Source organism: Ruegeria sp. EL01 (assembly GCF_900313035.1).
Lineage (GTDB): Bacteria > Pseudomonadota > Alphaproteobacteria > Rhodobacterales > Rhodobacteraceae > Ruegeria.
Genome location: NZ_OMPS01000041.1, coordinates 94,720 through 112,187 on the forward strand (window position 1 = coordinate 94,720; position 17,468 = coordinate 112,187).

19 protein-coding genes are annotated in these 17,468 nt (G+C 58.2%); 1 reads left to right on the forward strand and 18 read right to left on the reverse strand.

Annotated elements, in window-relative coordinates; translation table 11 throughout:
- Window positions 1-9: 9 nt before the first annotated feature.
- The 15 genes from D9K61_RS16355 to ruvC all read right to left on the reverse strand — a co-directional run bounded on the left by D9K61_RS16355 (window position 10) and on the right by ruvC (window position 14,160).
- Window positions 10-1,686, reverse strand: coding sequence for a formate--tetrahydrofolate ligase (locus tag D9K61_RS16355; RefSeq protein ID WP_120634268.1), 1,677 nt, complete (start codon window positions 1,684-1,686; stop codon window positions 10-12).
- 164 nt (window positions 1,687-1,850) lie between these two features.
- Window positions 1,851-2,426 (reverse strand): MOSC domain-containing protein, encoded by a 576-nt coding sequence (locus tag D9K61_RS16360; protein ID WP_120634269.1) that lies wholly within the window; start codon window positions 2,424-2,426, stop codon window positions 1,851-1,853.
- Between the two features lie 100 nt (window positions 2,427-2,526).
- Entirely contained in the window at window positions 2,527-4,443 is a 1,917-nt protein-coding gene (ftsH, locus tag D9K61_RS16365) for an ATP-dependent zinc metalloprotease FtsH (protein WP_120634270.1), read from the reverse strand.
- A 76-nt stretch (window positions 4,444-4,519) separates the two neighbouring features.
- Window positions 4,520-5,779 (reverse strand): tRNA lysidine(34) synthetase TilS, encoded by a 1,260-nt coding sequence (tilS, locus tag D9K61_RS16370; RefSeq protein WP_371688481.1) that lies wholly within the window; start codon window positions 5,777-5,779, stop codon window positions 4,520-4,522.
- Window positions 5,770-6,594, reverse strand: coding sequence for a tol-pal system protein YbgF (gene ybgF / locus D9K61_RS16375; RefSeq protein WP_120634271.1), 825 nt, complete (start codon window positions 6,592-6,594; stop codon window positions 5,770-5,772). The genes tilS and ybgF overlap by 10 nt, the downstream gene beginning before the upstream one ends.
- 4 nt (window positions 6,595-6,598) lie before the next feature.
- Window positions 6,599-7,102 carry a peptidoglycan-associated lipoprotein Pal gene (gene pal, locus D9K61_RS16380; protein ID WP_120634272.1) on the reverse strand — a complete coding sequence of 168 codons (504 nt, stop codon included), beginning with the start codon at window positions 7,100-7,102 and terminating at the stop codon, window positions 6,599-6,601.
- 83 nt (window positions 7,103-7,185) lie between these two features.
- Entirely contained in the window at window positions 7,186-8,505 is a 1,320-nt protein-coding gene (gene tolB, locus D9K61_RS16385; protein ID WP_120634273.1) for a Tol-Pal system beta propeller repeat protein TolB, read from the reverse strand.
- Window positions 8,502-9,605: an energy transducer TonB gene (locus D9K61_RS16390; protein WP_120634274.1), complete on the reverse strand. Its 1,104-nt coding sequence runs from the start codon at window positions 9,603-9,605 to the stop codon at window positions 8,502-8,504. Before D9K61_RS16390 ends, tolB begins: the two co-directional genes overlap by 4 nt.
- A 9-nt stretch (window positions 9,606-9,614) precedes the next feature.
- Window positions 9,615-10,091: a protein TolR gene (gene tolR, locus D9K61_RS16395; protein ID WP_120634275.1), complete on the reverse strand. Its 477-nt coding sequence runs from the start codon at window positions 10,089-10,091 to the stop codon at window positions 9,615-9,617.
- Between the two features lies 1 nt (window position 10,092).
- Window positions 10,093-10,788 (reverse strand): protein TolQ, encoded by a 696-nt coding sequence (gene tolQ / locus D9K61_RS16400; protein WP_120634276.1) that lies wholly within the window; start codon window positions 10,786-10,788, stop codon window positions 10,093-10,095.
- A gap of 109 nt (window positions 10,789-10,897) precedes the next feature.
- Window positions 10,898-11,281: a tol-pal system-associated acyl-CoA thioesterase gene (gene ybgC / locus D9K61_RS16405; RefSeq protein ID WP_120634277.1), complete on the reverse strand. Its 384-nt coding sequence runs from the start codon at window positions 11,279-11,281 to the stop codon at window positions 10,898-10,900.
- On the reverse strand, window positions 11,278-11,901 hold the full coding sequence (locus D9K61_RS16410; RefSeq protein ID WP_120634278.1) for a hypothetical protein: 624 nt from the start codon (window positions 11,899-11,901) through the stop codon (window positions 11,278-11,280). Before D9K61_RS16410 ends, ybgC begins: the two co-directional genes overlap by 4 nt.
- A gap of 63 nt (window positions 11,902-11,964) precedes the next feature.
- Window positions 11,965-12,984 (reverse strand): Holliday junction branch migration DNA helicase RuvB, encoded by a 1,020-nt coding sequence (ruvB, locus tag D9K61_RS16415; RefSeq protein ID WP_120634279.1) that lies wholly within the window; start codon window positions 12,982-12,984, stop codon window positions 11,965-11,967.
- A 4-nt stretch (window positions 12,985-12,988) separates the two neighbouring features.
- The gene (gene ruvA, locus D9K61_RS16420) at window positions 12,989-13,666 is read right to left on the reverse strand and encodes a Holliday junction branch migration protein RuvA (protein WP_120634280.1); all 678 of its coding nucleotides are present in this window, start codon (window positions 13,664-13,666) and stop codon (window positions 12,989-12,991) included.
- The gene (gene ruvC / locus D9K61_RS16425) at window positions 13,663-14,160 is read right to left on the reverse strand and encodes a crossover junction endodeoxyribonuclease RuvC (RefSeq protein WP_120634281.1); all 498 of its coding nucleotides are present in this window, start codon (window positions 14,158-14,160) and stop codon (window positions 13,663-13,665) included. Before ruvC ends, ruvA begins: the two co-directional genes overlap by 4 nt.
- A 333-nt stretch (window positions 14,161-14,493) precedes the next feature.
- Between ruvC and D9K61_RS16430 the strand changes: the two genes are divergently transcribed.
- The gene (locus D9K61_RS16430; protein WP_120634282.1) at window positions 14,494-14,709 is read left to right on the forward strand and encodes a DUF1127 domain-containing protein; all 216 of its coding nucleotides are present in this window, start codon (window positions 14,494-14,496) and stop codon (window positions 14,707-14,709) included.
- Between the two features lie 99 nt (window positions 14,710-14,808).
- Here the strand turns inward: D9K61_RS16430 and D9K61_RS16435 are convergent, their stop codons facing one another.
- The 3 genes from D9K61_RS16435 to D9K61_RS16445 form a co-directional block, all read right to left on the reverse strand.
- Window positions 14,809-15,153: a hypothetical protein gene (locus D9K61_RS16435; protein WP_120634283.1), complete on the reverse strand. Its 345-nt coding sequence runs from the start codon at window positions 15,151-15,153 to the stop codon at window positions 14,809-14,811.
- A 100-nt stretch (window positions 15,154-15,253) separates the two neighbouring features.
- Window positions 15,254-16,132 carry a 50S ribosomal protein L11 methyltransferase gene (locus D9K61_RS16440; RefSeq protein WP_120634284.1) on the reverse strand — a complete coding sequence of 293 codons (879 nt, stop codon included), beginning with the start codon at window positions 16,130-16,132 and terminating at the stop codon, window positions 15,254-15,256.
- A gap of 66 nt (window positions 16,133-16,198) precedes the next feature.
- Entirely contained in the window at window positions 16,199-17,431 is a 1,233-nt protein-coding gene (locus D9K61_RS16445; RefSeq protein WP_120634285.1) for an MFS transporter, read from the reverse strand.
- Window positions 17,432-17,468: the final 37 nt, after the last annotated feature.

The following is a 17,468-nucleotide window of genomic DNA, read 5'->3' on the forward strand; positions in this document are numbered from 1 at the left end:
TTCGGCAGCTTAGAACAAGCCTTCGATCTCACCTGCGTCATTGAGGCAGATGCTCTCGGCAGCTGGTTTGCGTGGCAGACCGGGCATGGTCATGATCTCACCGCAGACCACCACGACAAAGCCGGCACCGGCGGACAGGCGCACCTCGCGCACCGGAACCGAATGGCCGGTGGGCGCGCCGCGCAGGGTCGGATCGGTCGAGAAGGAATACTGGGTTTTCGCCATGCAGACCGGCAGGTTGCCGTATCCGGCGTCTTCCCATTCCTTCAGCTGGTTGCGGATCTTGGTGTCGGCCAGAACCTCGTCAGCGCGATAGATGCGCTTGGCGATGGTTTCGATCTTTTCGAACAGCGGCATGTCATCGGGGTAGATCGGCGCGAAGTTGGCGCTGCCGCCTTCGACGATTTCCACAACCTTCTCGGCCAAAGGTGCCGAGCCTTCCGAACCCAGTTCCCAGTGGCGCGACAGAACCGCCTCGACCCCGTGCTCGGCACAATAGTCTTTCACGGCCTGAACTTCCGCCTCGGTGTCGGTGACGAAGTGGTTGATCCCAACCACAACCGGCACGCCGAACGACTTCACGTTCTCGATGTGACGGCCCAGGTTGGCGCAGCCCGACTTGACCGCATCAACATTTTCGGCGCCCAGCTCAGCCTTGGCCACGCCGCCATTCATCTTCATCGCGCGCACGGTGGCGACCAGCACCACCGCCGACGGCGCGATGCCCGCCTTGCGGCACTTGATGTTCATGAACTTCTCGGCACCCAGATCGGCCCCAAAGCCCGCTTCGGTCACGACGTAGTCGGCCACTTTCAGAGCGGTCTTGGTGGCAATGACCGAGTTACAGCCATGCGCGATATTCGCAAACGGACCGCCATGGACAAAGGCCGGGTTGTTTTCCAGCGTCTGCACCAGGTTCGGCTGCATCGCGTCCTTCAGCAGCACCGTCATCGCGCCTGCGGCCTGGATGTCGCGGCAGTAGACGGCTGTCTTGTCGCGGCGATAGGCCACGATGATGTCACCCAGACGCTTTTCCAGATCTTTCAGGTCATTGGCCAGGCACAGGATCGCCATCACCTCGGACGCAACGGTGATGTCAAAGCCGGTTTCCCGCGGGAAGCCGTTGCTGACACCGCCCAAAGACGCCGTGATCTGACGCAGCGCCCGGTCGTTCATGTCGACCACACGACGCCACGCGACGCGGCGGGTGTCGATTTCACACGCGTTGCCCCAGTAGATGTGGTTGTCGATCATCGCCGACAACAGCGAATGCGCCGAGGTAATCGCGTGGAAATCCCCGGTGAAGTGCAGGTTCATGTCCTCCATCGGAACAACCTGCGCATAACCACCCCCCGCAGCGCCGCCCTTCATCCCGAAGTTCGGACCCAACGAAGCCTCACGAATACAGATCATCGCGTTCTTGCCGATGCGGTTCAGACCATCGCCCAGACCAACCGTCGTCGTCGTCTTGCCCTCACCCGCAGGCGTCGGGTTGATCGCCGTCACCAGAATCAGCTTGCCGTCTTCACGACCCTGAACCGAGTTGATAAACTCCTGGCTCACCTTCGCCTTGTCATGCCCGTAAGGCAGCAGATCATCGCTGGAAATGCCAATCTTACCACCAATCTCCTGAATCGGTTGCTTCTGCGCCTCACGCGCAATCTCAATGTCAGATTTATAACTCATGGGCAGGGTCCCTGATTGAATGCCGTGCAAAACCGACGCGGCGCGTCGGTGCTGTGCAATCCATACCGTTGTGTACAATTTCAGTGGATGTGGATTCCGACATTTTCATACCGTGAAACGGCGTCAGGGTACAACTGAGGTCGCCAATCGGAAACCGGAGGACTCTATTGCACCCAATTGCGCTGATCGGGAACGAACAGTGTCATCGTGTCCCCCAACCTAAGCACACCTGGTCGTTCCACCCAAGCTGTTACACCACGACGCCCGTGCGCTGCGGGTTTGAACGCCGCGCCATACCCCGGTTGATCCACTTCAATCTCGCGCCCTGGCAATACGCAGGGGCGGTTTTCCATATCAACCGTTATTGTCAGACCGTTGGCGGCCTGCAACCGCGAAGATGGTGGAATATGGGTGAAATCGGGAATGCCGCGCAAAACGATCGAAGCCCCCAAATGCGACGGATCCAGCTGCTCCAGCCCCATCTTAAGCGCAATCGCATCAAGCTCTTCGGCTGATAGAACAGAAAGCTGGCGGACATTTCGGATTTCAGTGCCCTGCGGATAAAGGTTCTTGACCCGCACGCAGGATGCACGAGTGATGCCTTCGTGCCGGGCCCCTCCTTCACCGGAGAACCCAAGGTTTAATGCACTCACCGTTTGGGCGCGCAACGACTTACCTGCAGGGACATGACCCAGCCAGACGATTTCACCTACAAACTCTGTTTCGCGCAAGACCGGCATGTGTACCCCTTTGGAAGATATTCGCCCGCCATATTGACCTGATGCGATCTGATGAAAAGGGAAAATGAAAAGACCCGGGACAAGGCCCGGGTCTTTGTCACTACGCCGTGGGTTCCGGCTCCATCCCGCCCTCGGGCGGAGACTTTTTGACTTTGGTCTTGGGAATCGCGGTCACGCTGGGTGCGCTGCCCTCATCAGGGGTGTCCCCTTCATCGTCGTTTTCACTGGGCGGCTCACCATTCATGACGCGCTTGATCTCGTCACCGGTCAGCGTTTCGTATTCTAGCAGGCCCTGCGCCAACCGCTCCCATTCCTCACCTTGTTCGGACAGGATCTGGTGGGCGCGTTCATATCCCTGTTGGATCAGGCGCTTCACCTCTTCCTCGATCAGTTCCTTGGTGTGCGCCGAAACCGAGAACCCGGCCGTGTTGCCTGAGTAACCATCATGTGCCTCGGCGTAATCGATATTCCCAACTTTATCCGACATGCCCCAGCGCATCACCATGGCGCGCGACAGTTGGCTGGCCTGCATGATATCGCCAGCAGGACCGTTCGAGACGTGATCTTCGCCGTATTTGATGACCTCGGCGGCCTTGCCAGCCATGGTCATTGCCAGCTTTTGTTCGCACTCATCCCGGTGATAGTTCAGTCGATCCATTTCGGGCAGCGACACCACCATACCCAACGCACCACCGCGCGGGATGATCGTCGCTTTATAGACAGGATCACATAGCGGCAGCGACAGGCCAACAACGGCGTGGCCAGCCTCGTGATAGGCAGTTTTTTCTTTCTGGTCCTGGGTCAGCACCATAGAGCGTCGCTCTGCCCCCATCATCACCTTGTCTTTGGCGTTCTCAAAATCTTCCATGGTGACAAAGCGACGGCCCACGCGTGCGGCCATCAGCGCAGCCTCGTTCACGAGGTTGGCCAGATCGGCACCCGAAAAGCCCGGCGTACCACGCGCGATGATGCGCAGATCGACATCAGGGCCCAGAGGCGTCTTGCGAGCGTGAACCCCCAGAATCTTCTCACGACCTTTGATGTCGGGGTTGCCGACGGTCACGTTACGGTCAAACCGGCCCGGACGCAGCAGTGCGGGGTCCAGAACGTCCTTACGGTTGGTGGCCGCCAGGATGATCACACCTTCGTTGGCCTCGAACCCGTCCATCTCGACCAGCAACTGGTTGAGGGTCTGTTCGCGTTCATCGTTACCACCGCCATAACCCGCACCACGATGGCGACCTACAGCGTCGATCTCATCAATGAACACGATACAGGGCGCGTTTTTCTTGGCCTGCTCGAACATGTCGCGCACACGAGATGCACCAACTCCGACGAACATTTCGACAAAGTCAGAACCCGAGATGGTGAAGAATGGCACACCGGCCTCACCCGCAATGGCGCGGGCTAGAAGCGTCTTACCGGTGCCCGGAGGGCCAACCAGCAACGCGCCTTTGGGGATCTTGCCACCAAGACGCGAGAATTTCTGCGGGTTGCGCAGGAATTCAACGATCTCTTCCAGCTCTTCCTTGGCCTCGTCAATGCCAGCTACATCGTCAAAGGTCACACGACCATGTTTTTCGGTCAGCATCTTGGCTTTGGACTTGCCAAAGCCCATCGCACCGCCTTTGCCGCCACCTTGCATCCGGTTCATGAAATAGACCCAGACGCCGATCAGTAGCAAGAAGGGCAGAAGCGTGATCAGGAACGATTGGAAGCCTGATTGCTGCTGCTTTTCAGCCCGAACCGGAATGTTCTCGTCGATCAGAAGCTTGGTTACTTCGGCATCGCCCGGTTTGATGGTGACATAGGTGCCACCGCTTTCGGTCGTGTAGCGGATCTGTTCACCATCAAGGGTCACATTCTTGACGTCGCCCCCCTGCACGGCAGTGACAAAGTCAGAATAGGTTCTTTCATTGCTCTGAAGCGTTCCGCCCGGTCCGCTGAACAAATTGAACAGTGCAAGGATCAGCAGAAACAGAACGACCCAAAAGGCGATATTGCGAGCGTTGCCCAAGGAAATTCTCCCAAAAGATTACGGCAGATGGGGATCTGCCGGGTTACTTCTTAAAATAGAGAGGATTGTGGCAGGTTCAATGCGATAAAAGCGACGCGTGAAACTCGGGCCAATCCGAGGTCAGTTCAGCGCGCCATCCGTTTGGATGTCCCGCCAATGGTGCCGCAAGCAGGTCTTCTCCCTGCCAAATCGCAGGTGAAGACTTCAAGGCAAGGCGCGGCCTGCCAGTTGCGCGCCAGTCCGGCAGTTGCAACAGACCGTCCTCGCCAAGCCCCCGAATTTCTGCTGTTTTCGCCTTGGGTCCCGACATAACCCAGCGTCCATCCCAACGTTCACCGATGGGGGCGGCCAGCCCCTCAATGACCCTGAATTCCCTGCAAATCCAAGCTTTATTACCCTTTGGCACCAAAAGGCAGCCGCCGATTGACCCGGCTTGTCCGGTCAGGACGGCCTTGGTCGCCTGTTCAACTGCTGTTCGCCGCGGCGGATACCCTGCCCCGGCGATCCACAAGACGGCCCCCACCAAAATACGCCGTTGAATTTCATCAGGCAGTTCGCCAAACCCTGCGCGATCCAGCACCACATCACCATGGCTCACAGATGCGATTTTGCGCGCGGATTCCTGCGCAAAGACCGCCAGGGCCTCACGCGCTTGTGCAAGGTTTTCAGCGACCCGTACCAAAACTTCTGGCGTAATTCCTACAGGTTCAAGATCCTGCAAGGCTTTTCGCGCCTTTATCCGGTCAAAGCGCGCGTCCTGATTCGAAGGATCTTCGATCCAACTGACATCGATCTCGGTCAGATAATTGCGTAACCTCTGGCGCGTCACATCCAACAGCGGGCGAAGCAACTGAATCCCATCCTGAGAACGCATGGCTGACATGGCCGACAGCCCCGTCACACCTGCGGCCCGACCCAATCGCATCAAAACAGTTTCGGCCTGATCATCAGCCGTATGCCCCAGTGCAATGGCAGTGATGTCCTGATCGCGGGCCCAGTTTGTCAGCAAAGAATACCGGGCCTGACGGGCATGGTCCTGCAAGTTGCCGATTTGATCCCACCCACGCCAACAGAGCGTATCATGCAAGATCCCCAATCGTCCTGCATGTTCCGCAACGGTTTGGGCCTCATCCGCTGAAGCAGCGCGCAAGCCGTGATCGACAGTAGCAGCACGCAGTTCGATTCCTTCCGCTTGCGCGATCTCGTGCAACAGATGCATCAGCGCGACCGAATCGCCGCCACCCGAAACCGCGACACCAAGACGGTTCGGCAGAATCTTGGGAAGCCGCGCGCGAAGGTCAGAACGTAAGCTGTCTGCGTCGCTGCTCAAGAGCACCCCAGCGACGACATCTCCTGCGTGGCGCTTGATGCGGTGACCGAGGATGGGAAACGCACACCAACTTCGCTGAGTGTGATGCAGGCCTGATCGGTTTGCCCCAGTCGCCCCAGAGCAGCGCCAAGTTCAAACAAAGCCTCGGGCGCAAACGTCCCTTCGGAATCGCCTGTAAAGCTGGCAAGAAAAGCCCGCGCCGCCTCGCGCGTGTCGCCCATCCCTTCCAGCGCCTGACCGCGTTTCAGGTTTGCTTCGGGCGCCAGTGGGCTACCGGGGTAAGACGTGTCAAACTGCGCAAACATGGTGGCGGCGGTTTGAAAATCACCATCCGCCAGCGCCTGAGATGCCGCGTCGAAATCGGCGCGTTCACCGACTGCCAGTTCTCCCTGACCCGAATCCGAAGGCTCAGAGGGTGTGGGCGCAACGACGACGTCAGTTTGGCTTTCACCTCCCAACGTAGAAGTCTCGCCCAATGTCGATAGATCACCGCCTTCCAACTCAACAAGCCGGAATTCAAGGTCTCCGATCCTATTGGTGCCGTCGGTGACAACGTTCTGCACGCGCTGGTTCAATTGTTCGGTCTGACGCGTCAGACGCTGAAGTTCGGCCTCGATCGCATCAACCCTTTCCAAAACCGAACTGCCCGACAGGTTCGGCGCCGGTGATCCGGTGGTTGAAAACTCGCGCTTGAGGCGTTGAATTTCGACATGTAACACCGTCAGTTCCTGCCGGATATCCGCCAGCGTTTGTTGATCCTGTGCTTGTGCTACGCCAGCTGTTGCCACAACCGCGGCCAAGACCCATCCTGCAACTCGCATTGTCTCACCCCAATGTTGAACCAGTCAGCACCGTGACCGCGCGGCGGTTCTTGGAATAGCATTCCTCGGTGCTGCAAATCTCAATCGGGCGTTCCTTGCCATAGCTCACGGTTTGCAAACGGTTGCCCGCAACCCCTCGTGAGATCAGGAATTCCCGTGCTGCGTTTGCCCGACGTGCGCCCAAAGCAAGGTTGTATTCACGGGTGCCTTGTTCATCCGCGTGGCCTTCGATTTTGGCCACATAATCCGAGTTCGCCAAAAGCCATTCGGCCTGCCCCTGCAGAGTGGTTTTGGCCTGCGGCGTCAATGTCGACTGATCCACCGAGAATAGGACCCGGTCACCAACCGTCTGCTGAAAATACGCGGGTGAGCGCGGATCACTGGGTGAGCCTGGCACAATTGCGCCACTGCCACCAGCGCCACCACCCAGTGCCGAAGGATCATTGTTTGAACAGGCGGCGATCACACTCAGCGCGCCCAATGCCAGGATTTTGCCCAATACGTTCATTTCAAGTGCCTCGTGTTTTGATTATTGCCGCCTGTCTACCACAGCAGCGTATTGTTGTGAACTTTGCCGCGCCTCGGCAGCGATCAATTCTGCAACGGCCCCCAGGAGGGATCGCTGCCACCATCGGGCGTGCGCACCGGCCGCAGATTACGGCCCGAGATATCCACCGAGTACAAGGTGGCGCGGCCGCTGGCACCCTGCGTTTCGCGGGTAAACATGATCACCCGGCCATTGGGGGACCAGGTGGGCCCCTCATCCAGGAAAGAGGATGTCAGCAACCGTTCTTCATCACCATTTGTCCGCATGACGCCGATGTGGAACCGACCTTTGTTTTGCTTGGTAAAGGCAATCAAATCTCCGCGCGGCGACCAGACGGGTGTGCCATAGCGCCCCTGCCCAAAGCTGATGCGCGTCGCCTCGCCGCCATTGGCCGGCATGACATAAAGCTGAGGTGTCCCCGAGCGGTCGCTTTCAAACACGATCTGGCTGCCATCCGGCGAATAGCTTGGCGCGGTCTCGATCGCTGGCGTATTGGTCAGCCGCGCACTTTGACCCGAGGCCAGATCCATCCTCCACAGATCCGTATTTCCGCCCTGGATCAGCGAGTACACAATCGACCGCCCATCAGGTGAGAACCGGGGCGAAAAGCTCATGGTGCCGTCCTGGGTTTTCAGTTCTTGTCGCTGCACTTTGCCTACGTCCAGAACATAGATGCGCGGGCTACCGCTTTCGTAGCTGGTGTATAGCAGCCGGTCGCCAGAGGGCGAGAACCGTGGCGCAAGCACAATCGCGGCGCTGTCCGTCAGATACTGCACATTCGCACCGTCGTAATCCATGATCGCCAAACGCTTGAGGCGCTGGTTCTTTGGCCCGCTTTCAGAGACAAACGCGACACGGCTGTCAAAGTAACCACCCTCTCCCGTGATCCGGCTGTAGACCTGATCGGCAACCTTGTGCGCCATACGCCGCCAGCCATCAGTTGTTCCGGCCAGTTGCAGACCATCCCCAAGTTCCTGACCCGAGAACACATCCCAAACCCGGAACCGAACAGTCAGACGCTGACCCGAAACGTTGACCGCACCCGTAACAAGGGCCTGCGCGTTGATCGCCTTCCAGTCAGCAAACTGAACCGGCGCATCAAAGCTGCTGACCCGGCTGATGAACGCATCCGAGGATATTTCCCGGAACAGCCCTGTCCCCGTCAAATCTGCTGCAACAACACGGGAGATATCCGTGGCGTATTGCGCGGCCGATGCATCATCCGGAACAAAGTTCGGAACGGCAAAGGGCATCGGTTCGATGATCCCTTCGTCGATCTCCAGACGAAGAGGGCCACTCTGAGCATGTACCGGTGCCGACAATAGCGTCAGGCCAAGAACGAGGCTTGTCAGAAGTTTCATCATTTGATCCGCATCCTCTCGGGATTGAATGTAATCTCAATATCCTGCCACTGGTCGTATTTGTCAGCAGGCAGATCGTAACCTTTGGACCCGCAGCGTAAAACCGCGCGTCGTGCGGCCTCGTAAGCTTGGCCCTCAGCAGCAGACGACCCGCCAGAGCTGTCGAGTTTGCGTACACTGTTGCCCACAACTGTGCCGTCTCGGTTCAGCGAAAACCCAACCACGACGACCACGTTCAAGGCATCCGTCGAAAGTGACCCGACATTCCAGCAGCGCGAAACAGCCACACGCATCGCATCCTTTTCGCCGCTGGTCAGCGGTGGGCCCGAAGGTTCCGCGCCACCTTCCAACGCCTCAGTCAAGGCATCGTTGATCGCCGCTTCGTCGTTCTGCGAAGGCGTTTCCGGCGCCGGCTCAGGTGTTTCTGCCACAACCGGTTCGGCCGGGGGTGTCGGTCTGTTGGGCCGCACCCGCGGACGCGGCGACGTGCGGGGCGATTGGTCCTCGGTTTCCTCGGCCTCGGTCACAATCTCCGGCGCGGCTTCTTCGGGCGCTGTCTGATCCTGCTGTTCCTGCTGGGTTTCCGCACCCTCATCAAGCGACACAGGTGGCGTTTCAACGTCGTCCGGTTTCGCCTCTGGCGGCGGCGGCGCAATCGCTTCCGGTGCAATCCGGTCAGCCGGGCGCGGCTGTGCCTCGGGCCCCGGAGGGACAGGCAGTGCGGCGGTTTCGGTTTCAGGCTCGATCAGAACCGGCGGCTCTTCGATCACTTCGGGCTCAGGTGGGGCTTCGACCGTTTCCGGTTCCGCCTCCGGCTCAGGTTCCCTCGGCGTTACCGGTTCGGGGCTTGGCTGTTCTTCCTGAACCGGTTCTGGCGCATTGGCCTGGGGCTCTGGTTCTTCAGGTTGTTGCAAAGTGCCGGGCGGGGTCGGCACCTCGGGCGCATTGCGCTGCGCAGTCAAGGCCGCGAATTGTTCGGCGCTAATCACGGACACATCCTGCACAGCCATAGGCAGCGGTTCTGACTTGAAGGTCCCGCCGAACAGCGCCCATCCAATCAAACTCACATGAGCAATCGCTGAAATCTTGGTGCCGGTGTCCACCGTGCGACCTCACTCTCCACCATCATCCAGCGTCGGGCCACCGGTATCGGTCACAAGGCCCACATTGGAAAACCCACCCGCATTCAGCGCGCCCATGACCTGCATCACCTGCGAATAGGGAATAGCGCCATCGGCGCGCAGGAATACGCGGTCACTGCTGCGTTCTGCTGCAATCGCACGCAGTTTGCCAATCAACTCTTCGCGCAGCACGTCCGTGGTCTGGATCTGTACCCGGCCTTCAGCGGTCAGGGTCACTGTCAGCGGTTCTTCGTTGTCTCCGGGCAGGGCACTGGCTGCGGTCTTGGGCAGATCCACAGGCACACCCACGGTTAACAAAGGCGCGGCAACCATGAAGATGATCAGCAACACCAACATGACATCGACAAACGGGGTCACGTTGATCTCGGCCATCGGCTGAGCGCGGCCCCGACGCCGCCCACGTCTGCGGCCGTTGTCACCCGAGGATTGCTGAACGGTCGCACCCATGTCAGCTGTCCAACTGACGCGATAGGATGGTGGCGAATTCGTCGGCGAACGCCTCATAACCGCCAACGATGCGATCACTGTCTGCGCTGAGCTTGTTGTAGAATATCACCGCCGGAATCGCGGCCAGCAGCCCCAAACCCGTGGCCAACAAAGCTTCGGCAATACCCGGCGCAACAACGGCGAGGTTGGTATTTTGCTGCTCGGCGATTTCGATGAAAGCATTCATGATGCCCCAAACGGTCCCGAACAGGCCGATAAACGGCGCGGTCGAACCGACCGTCGCCAGGATCGGCAGACCTTTCTGCAGGGTTTCCGCCTCTTTCGCGATGGCGACATCCATCGACCGGTCGATCCGCGCCGTGGCACCTGCGATCAACCCACCATCGTTTCGATGCGACCTGCGCCATTCGATCATGCCAGAGGCAAAAATCTTCTCGGAACTGCCATCGGGCTGCGATCCGATCTGCTCAAACAGCTCATCCAGCGGATTTCCGGACCAGAAGGACTCATCAAATATTTGCGCCTCGCGACGCGCAGACCGGTAGTTAATGAGTTTTTGAATGATGATCGCCCAAGACCAGCCCGATGCGACGACCAGCATCAGCATCACCAGTTTGACGATAAAAGTTGCGCGGGCAAACAGCCCCCACATGGAGAAGTCGATCTCCTGCGCCAGCGCCAGCGTTTCAGCTTCCATGAACCTGCTCTTTGTTTTGCCTGACGGCCATTTAACTGGCCTTATTTTGCCAGACGCTATCGCAGATGGTCCCGAAAAGCCAACAGAACCACCCCGGTCGCGCAATTTGTTACATCAATGCGCGAATCTCTGCCGGAAGGCGGATCGGTTTGCCGGTGCGGTTGATGCAAACGGCAGTGACGGTGGCGCGAAAAATCTCGGTCTCGCCGCGCAGGACAAGCTGCGACATGGTCAGCCGCACACCCGACAGCGAGACAACTTCCGTCTCGACCACCAGTTCGTCCTCGAACTTCGCTGACGCAAGGTAGTCCGCTTCAACGCGACGCACGACCCATACGATCCCTTCCTCGCGCATGGCGTTCTGATCATTGCCCAGTTTCCGCACCCAGTCCGAGCGAGCCCGCTCGATGTAACGCAGATAATTCGCGTGATAAACAACGCCGCCCATATCAGTGTCTTCATAATAAACGCGGACAGGATAGGTATGTGTCATTGAGGTTGCTCCAGCCGGGCAAACAACCTGAGCGCATGAGACTTATCCTGCGCCGACCCCGGCAAAACCGGATCATATGCAGCACGGATCACCCCGGCAATCTCTGGTCGCAGGATCGTGGCGTCCCCCGCCACGGCCAAAGGCGATGCATTACGAAAAGCAGTGTCCGACCACAGCAGGATCGTCTGCACCACCTGGGTCAGCGCGAGAGTTTCGGCCGGAACGTCTGACAACTCGGTGTCCATCCGCAGAAACACAAAGGCCGCGCGGATTGCACCGTCTTCTTCAAATCGAAAGATGCGATATTGATTGGCGCCCGCCGCAATCAGACGCTCCACCAACGGCCCGAGGTCCGGGATCAAGCGATCCAGATCCGGCACTTCTATCAATTCCTGCCAGTCGCGAAAGAAGAAGACCATGCAGTTTGCGCCCAGTTCTGGGTCAGTCTCGGCCATCTGGTGGCCTACCAGTGTCACGACGGCCTCGAAAGCGCCTTTCACCGTGGCCAGCGTTTCATCTTCGACACCAAAGACAATCGGCACGATGGGTCGGCCCCAACGTGCGAACAGAAACTCACCGCTATCGCGTGTAAAAAGCGCTTCGATCTCGTCGGGTGTCACGCGCAATCCTTCATCTTTTCGAAAATACTCTCGCCGAAGGCATAAAATCTCTGAGCCTCGGCTTCAACCAAACAGATCGTTCTGCCCCTTGGGCGCGGCCATTCCAAGATGCGTCCACGCCTTTTGCGCCAGCATCCGCCCGCGCGGCGTGCGTTGGATCAAACCTTGTTGCAACAGGAAGGGCTCGATCACTTCTTCCAGCGAATCCCTGCTTTCGGACAAGGCCGCAGACAGGGTTTCAATCCCGACAGGACCGCCAGCATAGTTTTCAGCGATCAGCTTCAGATATCGACGATCCGCCCCATCCAGACCCAGATTGTCGACGCCCAACCGGGTCAGCGCCCCATCCGCTAGGTCTCGTGTAATGCGTCCATCACCTTCAACGATGGCAAAATCCACAACCCGCCGCAGCAAACGCCCCGCAATCCGAGGCGTCCCGCGCGAGCGTCTGGCAATCTCCCACGCGCCTTCATCATCCGCAGGTGCGCCCAGTTTACGGGCATTGCGGGTGACAATCTCGTGCAATTCTTCCACCTCATAGAATTGCAACCGGGTTGGAATACCAAAACGGTCGCGCAGCGGTGTGGTCAGCAATCCCATCCGGGTGGTCGCGCCAACCAGAGTAAAGGGCTGCAATTCGATCCGCACCGTCCGAGCAGCCGGCCCTTCGCCAATCACCAGATCCAGCTCGAAATCCTCCATCGCGGGATAAAGCACCTCTTCGACCGCCGGGTTCAACCGGTGGATTTCGTCGATGAACAACACGTCCCGTGATTCCAGATTGGTCAAGATCGCCGCCAGATCACCGGCCTTGGCCAGCACCGGCCCCGAAGTCATGCGGAAATTTACCCCCAGCTCGCGCGCAATGATCTGCGCCAGCGTCGTCTTGCCCAGCCCTGGAGGGCCGTGAAACAGCGTGTGATCCATCGCCTCGCCACGTTGACGGGCGGATTGGATGAAAATGCGCAGGTTGGCGCGAGCTTCCGCCTGACCGATGAAGTCATCCAGTGTCTGTGGTCGCAGGGCGCGGTCATTGTCTTCCGGCAACGGCTCGGGGCGCAGGGTGGGATCGGCGTCTACCATTCACTCAGCCTTTCGGAGCCAGCAGTTTCAATGCGGCGCGAATCAGATCTGTTTCTCCAGCATCAGGCAGGTTCGCCGCAGCTTCGGCCACCGCCGCGGCCGCATCGGACGGGCCATATCCCAGATTGGCCAGTGCCGACAAGGCGTTAGCTGACGTTGCGGCTGCTCCAGAAGGTGGTTTTGGCGCTCGTTTTGCGAGCGGAGTGGGGTCAGCCGGCTCGACTACGTCCAACGCGGGGCCGTCCATCGCCTCGGTCACCGTACCGCCCATCGCCATGACGCCCGGGGCTTTGTCCTTCAGGTCCAGCACGATGCGCTGCGCTGTTTTGGGCCCAACGCCCTTGGCGGCTTTAACCGTAGCCCAGTCCCCCAAAGCAATTGCGCGGCTGACACCATCGGGTCCCAGAGCGCTCAGGATCGCAAGCGACACCTTGGCCCCAACCCCCTGAACCGAACACAACAGCCGGTGCCATTCTTTTTCGACAAGCGAAAGAAACCCATAAAGCTGCATCAGGTCTTCGCGTACGACCATGTCGGTGTAGATCGAGATCGCTTCACCCACGCCTGGCAAGGCCGCCATGGTCCTGTCCGAGCAATAGACCAGATAGCCGACGCCCCGGACGTCAATCAGCACGTGATCCGCGGCGCGATAGTCCAGCCGCCCTGATAGTTTTCCGATCATGCCCGCACCTCTTTCAATCGTGCCTGTTGAGAAGTGCCATAGTAGGAATGACAGATCGCAATCGCCAGCGCATCCGCGGCATCGGCCCCTTTGGGTTGGCAACCAGGCAGTTGCAACTTGACCATGTGCAAGACCTGCTCTTTCTCGGCATGCCCGACACCCACCACAGTTTTCTTGACTCGGTTCGGAGCATATTCACCCACTGGCAACCCCGCCTGCGCCAGCGTCAGCAGCGCCACGCCCCGCGCCTGACCCAGTTTGAGCGTCCCCGCCCCATCCTTGTTCACGAAAGTCTGTTCGATCGCGGCCTGATCAGGTTGATGATCTGCGATCACTTCCACAATCTGATTGTGCAGCGACAACAGCCGCTCGCCTAGGTCATCCCCGTCGGATTTGCACAAACCATTCGCAACATGGCTCAGGCGGCTGCCATTCGATTCGATGACGCCCCATCCCAGGGTTCTCAACCCCGGATCAATGCCTAGAATTCGCATAGTTTGTCTCGGCCTGCTCGGGTTATGTGATCTTTTTTCAACGCCTAGCACGAAGCGTGAACATTTTCCAAGCGAATTGACCTGAAGCTGGAAAACGACACGCATGTCGCAGCCGTGTCGCCAAGGGTAGTTTGCGACCTCAGAAAGCCTGAATTCGACACGTTCATGAACGCAAATTCACCAATTATTTAAGGGTATTACACCTGCGTGAAGTATTGCAGAAATTGCATAGGACACATGCAAAAACTGAACTTGCACATATCGAATCGCAGCACTACATGCCGCTCAGATCGCAAGATTGAAAAGTTAACACAAACCAGAAGGAAACAGGATATGGCTGCACTAGACACAACCCGCTTCGCAACCACTGGCTCATTCGGCCTCGTCGGCCGTATCGGCGCATTTTTCGCAACAGCTGTGAATGCTGCTGTCGAATGGAATGACGCCCGCGCAACGCGGAACGCGCTGACTGGTCTGACCGACCGCGAACTGGAAGATATCGGCCTGTGCCGTGGCGACATCGACGCCATTGCTGAGGGTCGTCGGTAAACACCGGCCAATCGCTCACACACCCCACATCCTCCCTGTGGGGCAAAGAAAACACCGCGCGCCGGATAGCACGCGGTGTTTTTTTACGTCAGAAAAAGCTTAGTAGAGGATTTTGTTCAGCTGAACTGCCATCGCTTCGGACAGCGGATCGATTTGCATGACCCAAGCACCAGCCTGTTCGACCGATGTGCCATCGTTCAGGCTGTCGATCCGGTATTGATACCCGGACGGCCCGAGACTGGACAATAAGAACGCTTTGAATGCAAAGAACGCCAACAGGCTTAGCAACAGCACTTTCGCTGGCACCGCCGAGCGCACACGCTGCGGTTTCATCACAACCAGACCATCCCTGCGCATTGACGCACGGTAGCCGCGGCTCATCTTTTGATGTTTTTTGTTCAGGCGATGAACGCGCTGATCAAACTCTAGTTGTTTTCCCGTCATGGCAGCCTCCACAAACCGCCCCCCTCAAATCCATTAAGAAACGGTAAATAGAGATTACGTCAAAATCTGGGCAAGAATCCACAAAGCTCCTGCAAATGGCCTAAATTGCGCCCTGTTTGGTTAAGATTAGCGTCGTCCATTCACCAATCTCGCTGCGATGACTAAGATTAAATCCGTTTTGCAGATAAACCGCCACCACATCATCAGCTTGTTCGTTAAGGATTCCCGATAGGATGGCATGTCCGCCATCGCATAGATTCGCCGCAATTTCAGGAGACAGCGCCACCAAGGGGCCCTTCAGGATATTGGCAAAGATCAAATCATATGGCGCCAAAGCTTGCAGGTCCGGGTGATCGAAACCAGCCGCTTCGACACAGCGCACCGCGCCGGACATGCCGTTTGCCTTCAGGTTTGCCTCGGCGACATCTACGGCGACCTGATCAATATCACTGGCCAGAATATCGCCATCCCAGACCCGTGCCGCTGCCATTGCCAAAACAGCGGTGCCGCACCCGATATCGGCCACTTTGGTTGCGCTGAAGCCCTGATCCAACAGATGATCCAGCGCCTTCAGGCACCCAAGTGTGGTGCCATGATGCCCCGTGCCAAAGGCCATTGCCGCCTCAATCAACAGGGGGATGCGGTTCTCGGGCAGTTTGTCGGCGTCATGGCTGCCATAGACAAAGAAGCGCCCGGCCTCGACCGGGGCCAGTTCACGGCGCACATGCGCGACCCAATCCGTTTCCGGTAGTTCGGAGACGACAAAGGGCTTTGCGCCAAACGCCACTGTCAGCACGGCCAGAGCGGTTTCGTCCGGTGCTTCGGTGAAATACCCACCAACTTCCCACAGGCCCGAGCCGTCTTCGACCTCAAAGACACCAACGCCAGTGGGTTCGGGATCCAAACGCTCCATCGCTTCGCCCAGATTTTCGGCTGCGGATTTGCCGGTCAGGGTGGTCAGCGCGGTGAATGTGGGCATGAAAGCCTCCTGTTCAAGTTGGCCCAGCGCCTATGGCGACAGATCACCAAGGTCAAGCGTTGCCGCCTATTCCGCCGGTGCGGGGGTGTATTTGGACAGGATTGTTTCATTGCCCGGCTCCGGATGACGCGGGATCAGCAGGGACAGCGCCAGAGAAATCAGCGCCATACCTGCCGCCAGCACAAACACGGCACCAGGCGACACCACCCACAACAGGCCTAAAAGGGCGGGCAGAAACACCGCCGCGATGTGGTTTATGGTAAAGGCGACAGCCGCTGTTGGAGCAATGTCCGCAGGATCAGCGATTTTCTGAAAGTAGGTTTTCAACGCCAGCGCCAGCGCAAACAGCACGTGATCGATCACATAGAGGATTGCGGCCAGCAAAACGCCCCAGCCAAACCAGTAGATCCCTCCGTAGGCCGCGAAAACAATGGCGAGCCCGGTGTATTCGAAGATCAGGGTGCGGCGCTCGCCGAACATCGACACGGCCTTACCCAGCATAGGGGCGGCGGCAATGTTGATCACCAGATTGATCAGATAGAGGCTGGTCAGTTCATGTACCTCAAAGCCGAATTTCTCGACCATCATGAAGCCCGCGAAGACAATAAAGATCTGCCGCCGCGCGCCAGCCATGAACTGCAACGCATAATACAGCCAGTACCGTCGGCGCAGCACAACCTTCTTTGTCTGCGGTGTGGGGGCATCGAATTGCGGATAGGCGATCAGGCAAAACAATGCCAACACGGCGGTGAACCCGCCCGCAGCCATGAAGACTGTATCATAAGACAGATCGAACCGGTCCCAAGTCAGTACGATCAGGCCATAGACCACCAAGGTCGACGCCGACCCCATGGCCACAAGCCATCCCAACACCTGAGGCGCCCGGTCTTTGCGAAGCCATTGCAATTGCAGCGACTGGTTCACAGTCTCATAGTAGTGAAAGCCGATCGAACTGAAAAATGTAACGAACAAGAGGCCACCAAGACTGGGAAACCAAGCCGTGATCGCCGTTGCGACACCCAGTAGCATCAGGGATATCATCGCCAGAACCTGTTCTCGTACAAACAGGATAACTGCGATGACGCCAACGGCCAGAAATCCCGGAATCTCTCGCACCGTGTGCAACAGGCCAATGTCCGCCCCATCGAAATTTGCCACTTCGATGACGAAGTTGTTCAGCAGCGCGCTCCACGCATTGAACGCGATTGGCATGGTCAGTGCCATCACGAACAAAAGCGTCACGGGACGTCGCCAAAATGGCAGGCTTTGCGCCTCAGAAAGTGGCGTAGGTTTCAGCATGAGAGTCCTCTACGCCCAAATCCCCAAATTGGCGAGG